Source organism: Deltaproteobacteria bacterium, assembly GCA_017302835.1.
Taxonomy (GTDB): domain Bacteria; phylum Bdellovibrionota; class Bdellovibrionia; order Bdellovibrionales; family Bdellovibrionaceae; genus UBA2316.
The window spans coordinates 23,017-35,156 of sequence record JAFLCC010000001.1; the positions used below are offsets into that span (position 1 = coordinate 23,017).

The window sequence follows — 12,140 nt, forward strand, 5'->3', positions numbered from 1 at the left end:
TTTGTCAGTGTGAATGACTTCTTCAACTGCCTTTTTTCTTTCTTCATCAAGCAAATTTTGAAGATATTCATAAAGAAAATTTTGTCCAAAAAAAGGACTTATCTCCCTTTTCTTGAATTTCTTTAATTTTATTTTAGTTTTAAATTCCTTGTCCATAATTCAACCTAAACTAAAAGTGATTTTTCCAAGTTTTTTAAGTGCGCTTGAAATTCGGTAATAATGAGTTCCCCTATTAAGCTCAAGAGCTTCTAACACTGTTGACTCTTCCATTTTGAGCACGTGAGTCCAGAGCAAAGAAATCATTTCCTCCTTTCTTGCATTCTTATGAAATTCTTTCCATGGTCCAATATCCTGTCCCATAGAAAGAATCCATTTTTCATTAAGTCCTTTGGTTATATAAACTTGACTTAAATCAGAGTCATAAACAATGTCAGTTGCCATTCGAATAAGGACTGACTCTTTAGTTTTTGAATCTTTGATTTTTTTAATCTTATCTAAAATCTTGATCGTGTTAAGTATCGCATGATCCTCATGCATTAATGAAAAGAAGAAAAATACAGCAAGTGTTCTAACATAGCTCTCAGCACTCTTTGCATCACCCAATGCTATCGCTGAGCTCATTTTACTCGACTGTCAATTGACGTAATAATTCCAAATTATCAAGAACTTTTCCCGAGCCCAAAACCACACAACTTAATGGATCTTCAGCAATGGAAACGGGAAGCCCTGTTCTTTCCCTTAACAAAACATCTAAATTAGCAAGCAAAGCTCCGCCACCAGTCAGAACTATACCATTATCTACAATATCAGAGGCCAATTCAGGAGGTGTTTTTTCTAACGCTGTTCTAACCGCATCAACAACCTCAGACAAAGGATCCATTAAGGCATCATTAACTTGCGATGAAGTAACCTCAATAGTTTTTGGGGCTCCAGCCACCAAATCCCTGCCCTTAATCTCCATGGTTTTTTCTTCTTCAAAGGGATAGGCATTGCCAATTTCAACCTTAATCTTTTCCGCAGTTCTTTCTCCTATAAGCAAATTAAATTGTCTTCGAATATAATTAACAATAGCCTCGTCAAATTTATCTCCCGCAACTTTTATAGATTTACAATAGACAATACCACCCAAAGAAATCACAGCAACGCCTGTGGTTCCGCCGCCCATATCCACAACCATATTTCCACTTGGCTCTGTGATTGGCAAACCTGCACCGATAGCTGCTGCCATCGGTTCTTCAATAAGGTAAACCTCTCTAGCGCCAGCTGATTGCGCAGCTTCTCGTACCGCTCTTTTTTCAACTTGCGTGATTCCATAGGGAACGCAAATGATGATTCGAGGTCGCATGGTCAGATAACTCGTTTTCTCTCCCATAGATTTAGTAATAAAATATTTAAGCATTGATTGAGTTACTTCAAAATCAGCAATAACCCCATCCTTGATTGGGCGAATAGCTACAATACTCCCTGGTGTCCTTCCAAGCATTTCTTTAGCTTCTTTACCGACAGCTAAGACTTTATTCTGAAGTCCTCGGTAATTTTTTTGAACGGCAACAACAGAAGGTTCATCTAAAATAATCCCTCTTCCTTTTACATAGACGAGGGTATTTGCTGTTCCAAGATCAATGGCAATATCATTTGAAAAATAGTCAGAAAATTTATCTATAAATCCCATGTCAGTCCTGTTCTGGGTAATTTAAGTTTGAATTTGAAAATAAGTCACTAGTGCAAGTCTATGAGGCTTAAAAAGAAGAGTCAATGCAGATATTTAACTAGATTTTTTTCCCTTTCCTGCTTTGCGGCAAGGGAGCTTCCTGGTTTTGTGATTCTTAAATTTGGTGTATAAACTTTTTTGCTTTAAAAAGGAGCTTCATGAAAAACATTATCGTTTCTAAATTTGGTGGCACCTCGATGGCTAATGCGCTCTGTATGGTTAGAAGTGCGACCGTTTCAGTTCAACAAAAATCATCACTGATTGTCGTTTCGGCAACCTCTGGAACTACTAACAAACTTATTGAACTGGGCGAACATGCCAGAAACTCAAACTTAGAATCGGCGGAAAAAGTCTTTCAGGAAATCTATAGTAGACATCAACAAATAGCTTCCGATTTAAATCTTTCACCAGAAAAGCAACATCAGCTTTCTGAATTGTTTAATGAGTTAAATTCGCTAACGAAGGGCATCTTCTACCTTAGGGACTGTTCTCCTAGAGCCTCTGATGTTTTAATAAGTATGGGTGAGCGGATTTCTTCTGTTTTGTTTTCCCAAGCCATGGAAAACGTCCTCAAAGAAATGAATCTAGACTCTAAAGTGATTTTATATGATGTAAGAAAAGTCATTAAAACAGATGATCAGTTTGGAAAAGCTAGACCACTAACAGAGGAAATTAATCGTCAAGGAAAATTGTTTTTTTCAGATATCCTTAATTCCAATTGTATTGGCGTGACCCAAGGATTTATTGGTTCGACTTTGGATGGGCAAACATCCACTTTGGGAAGAGGAGGAAGTGATTTTTCTGCAGCCATTTTGGCTGAAGCCATTGATGCAAAAATTCTTGAAATTTGGACGGATGTTGCGGGCGTAGCGACAACTGATCCCAGGATCGTACCTCAAGCCAAGCTCATCGATGAATTGAGTTTTAAAGAGGCTTCAGAATTAGCTACTTTCGGCGCTAAAGTTCTTCACCCCGCAACACTGCTTCCCGCTATAAAAAAGAATATTCCCGTGTTTGTAGGCTCCAGTTTTGAGCCTGACAAAAAAGGCACTTGGATCAAAAAAGATGTTCCTTCCCACCCCTTAATCCGTGCGATGGCCTTAAGAAAAAACCAAGCCCTTTTAACTCTTTCAACACCTGAAATGCTACAAACCCATGGTTTTTTATTTCAGGTGTTCAAAATTTTTAATGATCTTAAAATTTCCATTGATGCCATTACCACTTCAGAGATTTCAGTTTCTATGACTTTAGATGACTCAACTCTGCTCAACAAAACCCTTGTTGAAAGACTTTCTGAAATTGCAGAAGTCCAAATTGAAGAAAATTTTTCATTAGTTTCACTTATAGGCAACCATATCAATCATACCCCAGGTATTTCAAAACAAATTTTTGAAACTATTTCAGATATCAATGTACGCATGATTTGCCTTGGAGCAAGTAAGCACAACTTCTGCTTTCTCGTTAGCGAAGATCAAGCAGAAGAAGCCCTAAAGAGACTACATAAAGTTTTTTTTCCAACTCATTTCTAACTTGATATGATTTTGAATTTTTTCATATTCTTTTATAATAAATTTCTCATCAACAAGCAGTTGTTTCTTAAAAACATCTGCTATTTCATCAAATAAACTTATTCCATGATCACGATGAGTTAATACCAAATGAGATCTTCTCAGATAATAATCAGCAATCGATAAACACATGGTATTCTCAATATGAAAGGCTACCATCTTTTGAACCGTACTTAAGTCGGGATATTTTTTTATAATATCATCAGCCTCAACTCCAAATTTTTCAGCCAGGATATAATCATTTTTGCCTTTCTTCCGATCTAAATAATTTTTGTAACTCTCCTGAGTTACCAGAGGGTTGATGGGTATTTTTGTATTTGATTTTCCAAAGCTGACTCTTTTCTCAAAGGAAAGGGAACCTACCAACTTATCCACGGCTTCTTCTGCAATTTTTCTATAAGTTGTATATTTTCCGCCGGCGACATAAAGAATTTCATTCTTCCCTTTTTTAATAACATGTTCTCTGCTTGTCTTTCCCGTAGACTCGGCATCATCTTTAACTAAAGGCCTGACTCCGGCATAGGAGGATATGATGTCTTCTTTTGCGATCTTGCATGTAGGAAAATATGAATTCACAATTTGTAATAAATATTCAACATCTGTTTTGTCTGAATGAACATTATCTGGAGATTCATTGTAGTCTGTATCGGTAGTACCAATGATTACAAAATCACCCCTTGGTATGGCGAAGATAATTCTTTTTCCAGTTTCAGCTCCCATAACTATAGCTTGATGCAAATCCATTTTACTTCGAGACAAAATAAGATGAATTCCCTTGGTCGGACGGAGCATCTGTTTCCAATTCGCATCCATTATCTGACCAAAACTATCTGTCCACGGCCCCACACAAGAAACCATTTGATGCGCACGAATGGTCAGAGATTTTTGTGTCAATGAATCTATGGCCTGAATTGTATGTATTTGATTTTCAAAAGTATACTTTTTAGCTTCCACATAATTTGCTATAATGGCGTCCTGATCATTTGCCGATCTTAGAGTTTCAAAAACCAAAAGATCATCATCCATATAAGCATCACAATAAATAAAAGAGCCCAACAAATCTTTATTTTTTATCTCTGGCTGCAAATATTGAGTCTGTTGTTTATTTAATTTTTCATGAATTTCGGGTGTTTGAAAAAGGGATAAAATGTCGTAAAGCCACATTCCTATACCCATTTTAAACATTCCAACTCGTGATGATTTAAATAGGGGGATCATAAACTTTAGTTGATGCACAAGATGTGGAGCTATTTCAAACAAGAGACTTCGTTCGCTCAAGGCTTCAAATACCAATTTAAATTCTAAATTCTCCAAATAACGAATACCACCATGAATGAGTTTACTTGATCTTGATGAGGTGCCCGAAGCAAAGTCGTTAGCCTCAATAAGAGCTACCTTCATTCCCCTGGAGGTTGCATCCCTGGCGATACCTGCGCCGTTAATGCCGCCACCAATAATGAGAACATCAAAAATATTTTCTTCTAGGTGATTTAAATTTTGTGCACGTTTGTTGAAATCAAATTTTTTCATAGATTCAATCATTACATTGATCTAAAAAAGGATCAACGAACTGTTTTAATTAAGAAGCACTGAGGATTCCAGTTTTCTGGTTTAAAAGGATTTATAGAATTTTGAATACCTGATTGATTTGGGAAAAAGACTCTTTGAAAATGTTTTTCTTTGGAGAGCTTATAAGCAAGTTCACTTAACTCATCCCGAGCCTGAAGGGAAGAATAGGACAAATGTTCAACCCACAAAGATTGAGTTTGGCCATCTAGAAACAATAACGGCTGTGCGGTAAAAAACCCGACTAATTGCCCTTCAGGAGAAAAGGTACTCGAGGTGTCCTTATTTCTTGCAAGAAAGCTCCAACCCAAAGAAACATAGTGTTCAAGAGACTCTTGTCTCCATTTAGAGTTCCATTTTGTAAAAACTCTTTCTGCCTCTTCACTTATTGCATCTATTAATTTTTTTTCTTCGTACTCAAGCAGTTCTGGAATATCTTCAATTTGAATGGTTCGACAATAAAAGCTCACTCTATTTTTTCCTCTGAAATGTAAAAGAAAACATATAGTATAACTGGACACAATTCACAAATTATTTTAAATTCTGGGACTATGAAATACAAAAAATATCCTAAAGAATTTTGGACAAACATTAAAAATACAACAAAAGAAATAAAGGAACAAGGGAAGCCTCTTGTTGCTGCCTTTGATGCCGATGGCACCCTATGGGATTTAGATATGGGCGAAAATCTTTTTCACTACACTATAGAACATAAACTAGTTCCTCTCCCAGAGAACCCCTGGGAGGAATATCTTCAAATGAAAAAAATTAGTAACGACCCTAGAGCTGCCTATCTTTGGCTAGCTCAAATTTATAAAGGAATTCCTCTTTCTCAGGTAAAAAAATGGGCTGAAGAAGCACTTCAATCGATCACGCCTGTTCCTATATTTTCTGAACAGAAAGAATTAATTTCTTTTTTTAAAAGTGAAAATGTGGATGTCTATATTATCACGGCCTCTATTAAATGGGCCGTTGAACCCGGCGCTCTGCTCCTAGGTCTTGAACATGATAATGTTATTGGCATAGAAACTAAAGTTAAAGATCTAATTGTTACTAATGAATTAAAAGGTATCATTTCTTATAAAAAAGGGAAGCCTGAAGCTTTAAAACTTAAAACTGGATTTTTTCCATTTTTTGCCTCAGGTAATACCGAAGGAGATTTAGAACTATTAGAATCAGCCACTCATTTGAAGTTAGCTGTGAGTGCAGCTAATAGAGATGATGAACTTTATAAGACTGAATTTTTATTACAGGAAACTGCCAATAAAAAAAATTGGATGTCCCATCGTTTTTTATAACAAAGCCAATTCACAGGGAGTCCTACCGACGAGATCAAAGAATTAAGTAGTAAGCGTAATACCTTTTCTAACGGTGATATTTTTCGATTAATTCTCTATAATGATTGGAATTCTCCATCAGCTGCTGATGGGTGCCGACCTCTAAAATCCTTCCTTGATCCAAAATAATAATTTTATTACAATTTCTAATTGTTGATAACCTGTGAGCAATAATAATACTTGTTCTGTTTTTTATTATTTTTTCTGTGGCAACTTGGATTAATTGCTCTGTCTGAGAATCAATATTAGAAGTCGCCTCATCTAAAATAATGACATCGGGAGCAAAAGCAAGAATTCGCGCAAAAGCAATGAGCTGCCTTTCCCCTGCACTTAGATTCGCCCCTTTTTCCTCAACAGTTGAAAAAAGGTTTCTGCCTGTCAGCTTAAGATGATCTACTATTCCTAAATCTATCGCAATTTTTTCAATTGTTTCAAAAGAAATTAAATTCGACTCTAAAGAAATATTACTCCATATATTTCCTTTAAAGATGAAGTTATCCTGCTGAACAGCAGCTATTTTTTTTCTTAAAAAATCCCTTGGAATATTTTCAATTGATATGTGACTGATAAAAATTGAATTTTCTGGTGCCTTGTAAAATCCTTGGAGTAAATTTATTAATGTTGATTTTCCACTTCCTGTTTTTCCAATAATAGCAACAGAATCATTTCTATTAATATGCAAATTGATGTTTTTTAAAACGGGATTTGATGACCTTTCATAACTGAAATTCAAATTTCTGAATTCAATATCTGCCTTAAATTTTTCACCATTAAGCTCACTACTAAATCCACTGCTAAATCCACTGCTAAACTTGGTATTCAGCTCACTGTTTTTATAATGATGTTCCGTCGGTTCGTCTAGCATTGAAAATACTCTTTCTGCGCTTGTCAGACTGTTTTGAAACTGTTGGTATTTTTCAATAATTTCTCGAAAAGGGTGTACAATGTCCAACGCATGAAGAAAAAAAGCCACCATACTTCCTACGGCTAGAAACTCTTGCCTGCCGAAAACCCCAATAAAATAAAAAGCCGATGTGATAGTCACCGCATTTAAAATATTCATAATTGGCATCATCAGTGCGTAATTTCGAGTTGATTCAAGGCTTAAATCTTTATACTCGCTGGATAACGTTTCAAATTGAGCTCTGTTTCTATGGATCCGATTGTAAAGTTGGACAATTTTAATTCCATTTAAATTTTCAGCTACAAAGGAATTTAACTCAGATAATTTTTTTTTCGATTCTCGCAATGTTTCTTTTATTTTTTCACTTAATTCAAAAGCGAAATAAACAAAAAATGGAAAACTAACTAAAGTCAACAGGGCTATCTTCGGAGAAATAATAAAAATGGCGATAAGTATTGAAATTAAAGTCAGACTTTGAACAAAAATATTAACAACTCCATCGGAAAATAATTCTCCGATTTGAGCGACATCATTAGTGGCTCTTGTGACGATTCTTCCAATTGGATTTTTATTAAAATAATCTATGGGATAGCTTTGAATTTTAGTGATTAAATCTTCTCTCAAGTTAAACAATACTCTCGCTCCTAATTTTTGAAAAAAATAGAGCTGTAGTAAATCTAAAAGCGCATGAGTTATTTCTAAACCAATATAAAAAAATAATAGTTTTATCAGCAACTCATTGTTTTTTTTAAGCAAGGATTCGTCTACGGCATATCCTATCAAAGTTGGAATCAATCTTGAAATAACAGCCATAAGAATAACCATAACAATGACAGCACCTAAACTTAGCCAATACTTTCTGAAATAAGGTGTCATTCTTACAAAAAGATCTTTATATTTTAATGTCGTATTAATTTTATCTTCTTGAAGAAAATCACTCATGTGATAATCCCTTGTCCTGCATATGAAATGCCCCTTGCAGATCAGCCATTTGTCGGTAAATTTTGGACGTCTCTAACAACTGTAAATGCGTTCCCATCGCCTCTATTCTTCCTTTTTCCAAGACGATGATTTGATTAGCTTTACCTACTGTCTTTAATCGATGGGTGATAACTATTCTTATCTGATTGGGATTCGCTTGATAGAGTTCATTTTGAATTTTTTCTTCTGTTTCCGCATCCACAGCACTTAAAGTATCATCGAGTAAAAGAACTGGAGAATGTAGTATCAGCCCTCTGGCTAAAGCTAATCTTTGTTTCTGCCCGCCAGATAAATTGACTCCTCGTTCCCCAAGTTGGGATTCAAAAGCTTCAGGCAATGACAAAATTTCATTTTTGATTCCCACCTGATCGATCGTTTTTTCTAACAATATTTCTTCATTTGGAATTACTGATCCATGGCCATACAAGATATTATTTCGAACAGTTTCGCTAAACAAAAAAGATTCTTGGGGGACAAGTTTTATATTTTTCCAAATTTCAGAGTACTTATAAACATTATAATCTTCTCCATTTAGTAAAATAACTCCCGAAGTTGGATCTAAATACTTACAAAGGAGATTTATTAAAGTTGATTTTCCAGAACCAACAGAACCAACGATTCCAAGAAAATCACCTTTTACTATTTTAAAATTGATATCTTGTAAGGTTTTTATTTCTTTATCATAGGAAAAGGATAAATTTTTTACTTCGATACTAGAAATCTCTTTAATTTCTTTTCCTTCATCGTTTATAAACTCTGGTATTTCTTTAAGTTGATTTTTTATTCGTGAAAACGAAGCCATCCCTTTTTGAAATTGTGAAAACCCAAAACCCAAGGCAGACATAGGCCAAATTATTTTGTTAATGTAACGCTGGAATGCAATAAAGGAGCCCACTGTCTTTATTCCCGAAATCACTTCAGTTCCACCAACATAAAATAAAATAATCGTTCCCGTTGCAACCGACAGTTGCATGATGGGATTAAAAAAAGCATCTACCAAATTCATTCGATTTGTTGCCTCTTCATATTTTTTGCTAAAAATATTGAAAAGTTTTGTTTTATTTAACTCTTGCGAAAACGTTTTAATAGTTCTAATACCCGAAATAATTTCCTGAGTGTAACCGGTCATTTCAGAAAGGCGGTCTTGTTGATCTTTATAATTATGCCATATTTTTTTCATAATAAAGCTTATGATAAAAGGAACGAGAGGCATTAAAATCAGACATTTCCAAGTCCAACCAAAATCGACATAAATCATCATAGGAACGATGATAGCAATCAGGCTAATACCATCTACCAGAATCAACAAACCCGGACCAATCCCATTTCTAAAGGACTGGACATCATTGGTGATCAAGCTCATCAATTCACCAATTGGATTCTTATTGAAAAATTTAGGCCCCAAAACTGTAAACTGATTAAAAATACGATTACGTAAATCCTCAGCAGATAGCGTATGGAATTGGCCCCAAAAAACCCGCCAACCATACCTGGTTATTGCTAACGTAGCCATGATTGAAAAAAACATTCCAGAAATTTTAAAAATTTCGACAGGTTGATAAATTCCTTTTGCAAGGTAATCTATAGCCATTTTTAAAACTATAGGAGTTAAACAATCAATAAAATTATTAAAAACTAAAAGCGAAAGTCCCACAAAAAAGGGTCTTTTATTTTTTTTTATGTAGTAAATTACAGGGTTTTTTAATAATAAATCTAAATCATCCATCACTTAAAAAATCATGAAAGAGCTATTCATACAATTTGGCAATTTCTACAAAAGTTCTGATCATAACCCCAGTTGCACCTTTTTTTGTACAATATTTAAGTCTATTCCCTGCGGCCCAACCCGTTCCTGCAATATCAAAATGAGCCCAAGGTATTTTTTCACTAACAAATTGTTCTAAAAAGGCTGCCGCAGTTGCAGAGCCTGCTCCTTTACCTGAAGACATATTTGATAAATCTGCGTAAGTTCCTTTCATGTCTTGAACATGAAAATCACACAACGGCATATTCCATACCCATTCACCTGATTTCTTAGCGGCCGTTTCTATCTTTTCCTTGAGTTGCTTATTTCTTGTAAAGTATCCCGTGTGCGTGTTGCCTAAAGCAACGATCATGGCTCCAGTCAGTGTCGCCGCATCAATGATTATTTCTGGATTTTGCTCAGAAGCGTAGGCTAAAGCGTCACTCAGAATCAATCTACCTTCTGCATCCGTGTTATTTACTTCAAAAGTTTTTCCGTTCCTTCCAGTTAAAATATCACCAGGCTTAGTCGCTGAAGGTCCTGGCATATTTTCAGTTGAGGGAACTAAACACATCACATTGACTTTTAAATTTAATTTAGCGATAGCAAGTATCGTTCCAATGACATTTGCCCCGCCGCACATATCATATTTCATTTCTTCCATAGCCGCAGAAGGTTTTATGGAAATACCTCCGGAATCAAAAGTTAAGCCTTTTCCGACAAAAATAAGCGGTTTTTTTGCCCCCTTTTGAGGAGACCCGTGATATTCCAAAACTATAAATCGAGGTTCTTCCGAAGAGCCCAGGGACACGCCCAACAAACCACCCATTTTTTCTTTGATAATTCTTGCTTTATTCCAAACTGTGGCCTTAATTTTTGTTCCTTTGACTGCCTCAAGCGTTTTTTGCGCCAAAATTTCTGGAGTCATTCGATTTCCAGGCATATCACCCAGATATTTAGCAAAGTTGATGGTCTGTGCTAAAATCAATCCCTCTTCAAAGGCCTCTTTGATCAATGATTGTTTTGCTTCTTTCAATAATAAATGCACTTGAAGCTCTGAAGATTTTTCTTTTTCACTCTTAGGTTTTTTAGATTTTAATTCGGTAAAATCATAGGAACCAAGTTCTAATCCTTCCACTGTTGCTTTGACATATTCAGATGCTTGTTTTTTTAAATGCAAATCGTTTAAATCAATAAAAATATCTTCACTTTTTAAGGTTTTAAATGCCTCCAAAGCCACAGCTACTGCCTGTCTTAAGACTTCATGAGACAACTCATTTTTTTTGCCTAGGCCAACGACTAGCACATGATTAAAGGATTCAAATGAAAATTCTTTGTACAAGGAAACTTCAAAAACCTTCCCTGATATGAGTTTTGAGTCCAAAGAGTTAACGAGTTTTAAACTTAAATTTTTATTTGGAACAAAAGCATTTTTTTCTTTGTCTTCTGAGGAAAAAGAAAACGTAACATAAACACCATCTTTAGTATTCTTACTAACTGTTTTAAGGTCCTGGGCTAAAAGATTAATAATCATATTGACTCCGTGAGTTATTAGCTATTTATGTTAATTGTTAAGCTCTATCACAGATATTTGATTCTTCAAGGTCTTTTTCAATAAAGTATAATATACTATGGCCGATAGATTTTTTAAATAACCAAATAGAAAGTGAAATTTCATAAAAAAATTTACTTTCAGAACGAGGAGAACTGCTGTGGCATTAATTCCCTATGTGATAGAACAAACATCTAAAGGAGAAAGATCCTACGATATCTATTCCCGCTTATTAAAAGATAGAATTATCATGCTTGGAAGTGCGGTGACAGATGATGTTGCCAATTCATTAATTGCTCAGATGTTGTTTCTAGAAGTAGACAATCCAGAAAAAGATATTCACCTTTATATCAACTCCCCAGGGGGAAGTGTCTCTGCGGGAATGGCTATTTATGATTTCATGCAATTTGTTAAATGCGATATTGCAACCTATTGTATGGGAATGGCGGCAAGTATGGGCTCTCTTTTATTAGCCGGCGGGACAAAGGGGAAAAGATATTCCTTACCAAACACAAGAATTATGATCCATCAACCCCATCTCGGTGGTGGTGGGATCGGTGGTCAAGTTACTGACATAGAAATCCATGCAAGAGAGCTCGTAAAAACAAAAGAGAAATTAACAAAGATTTATGAGTTACATACTGGACAACCGTATGATAAGTTGTTTAGTGCTATGGAACGGGATAATTTCATGAGTCCCATTGATGCAAAGGAATTTGGTATCGTAGATCATATCGTGGACTCTAGAAAATCTAGCTTAAAAAAAGGATAATAAAT

The 12,140-nt window shown here is 35.3% G+C and carries 10 protein-coding genes; 3 read left to right on the forward strand and 7 right to left on the reverse strand.

The window, feature by feature from the left end; genetic code table 11:
- Nucleotides 1-159 precede the first annotated feature (159 nt).
- Nucleotides 160-621, reverse strand: coding sequence for a hypothetical protein (locus tag J0M15_00115; GenBank protein ID MBN8535427.1), 462 nt, complete (start codon nt 619-621; stop codon nt 160-162).
- A gap of 1 nt (nt 622) precedes the next feature.
- Nucleotides 623-1,672 carry a rod shape-determining protein gene (locus tag J0M15_00120; protein MBN8535428.1) on the reverse strand — a complete coding sequence of 350 codons (1,050 nt, stop codon included), beginning with the start codon at nt 1,670-1,672 and terminating at the stop codon, nt 623-625.
- 197 nt (nt 1,673-1,869) lie between these two features.
- Here J0M15_00120 and lysC point away from each other — a divergent pair, with 197 nt between their 5' ends.
- Nucleotides 1,870-3,240 (forward strand): lysine-sensitive aspartokinase 3, encoded by a 1,371-nt coding sequence (gene lysC, locus J0M15_00125; GenBank protein MBN8535429.1) that lies wholly within the window; start codon nt 1,870-1,872, stop codon nt 3,238-3,240.
- On the opposite strand, the gene J0M15_00130 is transcribed toward lysC, so the two are convergent.
- Nucleotides 3,208-4,809: a glycerol-3-phosphate dehydrogenase/oxidase gene (locus tag J0M15_00130; protein ID MBN8535430.1), complete on the reverse strand. Its 1,602-nt coding sequence runs from the start codon at nt 4,807-4,809 to the stop codon at nt 3,208-3,210. The genes lysC and J0M15_00130 overlap by 33 nt on opposite strands.
- Before the next feature lie 32 nt (nt 4,810-4,841).
- Nucleotides 4,842-5,315: a hypothetical protein gene (locus J0M15_00135; GenBank protein MBN8535431.1), complete on the reverse strand. Its 474-nt coding sequence runs from the start codon at nt 5,313-5,315 to the stop codon at nt 4,842-4,844.
- A gap of 81 nt (nt 5,316-5,396) precedes the next feature.
- On the opposite strand from J0M15_00135, the gene J0M15_00140 reads away from it, so the two are divergent.
- Nucleotides 5,397-6,143: a haloacid dehalogenase-like hydrolase gene (locus tag J0M15_00140; GenBank protein MBN8535432.1), complete on the forward strand. Its 747-nt coding sequence runs from the start codon at nt 5,397-5,399 to the stop codon at nt 6,141-6,143.
- Between the two features lie 67 nt (nt 6,144-6,210).
- On the opposite strand, the gene J0M15_00145 is transcribed toward J0M15_00140, so the two are convergent.
- The 3 genes from J0M15_00145 to J0M15_00155 are packed head-to-tail and all read right to left on the reverse strand — an operon-like array spanning nt 6,211 to nt 11,345.
- A complete protein-coding gene (locus tag J0M15_00145; protein ID MBN8535433.1) occupies nt 6,211-8,028 on the reverse strand; it encodes an ABC transporter ATP-binding protein in 1,818 nt (605 codons plus the stop codon).
- Nucleotides 8,021-9,793 carry an ABC transporter ATP-binding protein gene (locus tag J0M15_00150; protein MBN8535434.1) on the reverse strand — a complete coding sequence of 591 codons (1,773 nt, stop codon included), beginning with the start codon at nt 9,791-9,793 and terminating at the stop codon, nt 8,021-8,023. The genes J0M15_00145 and J0M15_00150 overlap by 8 nt, the downstream gene beginning before the upstream one ends.
- A 22-nt stretch (nt 9,794-9,815) precedes the next feature.
- A complete protein-coding gene (locus tag J0M15_00155; GenBank protein ID MBN8535435.1) occupies nt 9,816-11,345 on the reverse strand; it encodes a leucyl aminopeptidase in 1,530 nt (509 codons plus the stop codon).
- Nucleotides 11,346-11,523: 178 nt separating this feature from the next.
- Here J0M15_00155 and J0M15_00160 point away from each other — a divergent pair, with 178 nt between their 5' ends.
- The gene (locus J0M15_00160) at nt 11,524-12,135 is read left to right on the forward strand and encodes an ATP-dependent Clp protease proteolytic subunit (protein MBN8535436.1); all 612 of its coding nucleotides are present in this window, start codon (nt 11,524-11,526) and stop codon (nt 12,133-12,135) included.
- Nucleotides 12,136-12,140 lie beyond the last annotated feature (5 nt).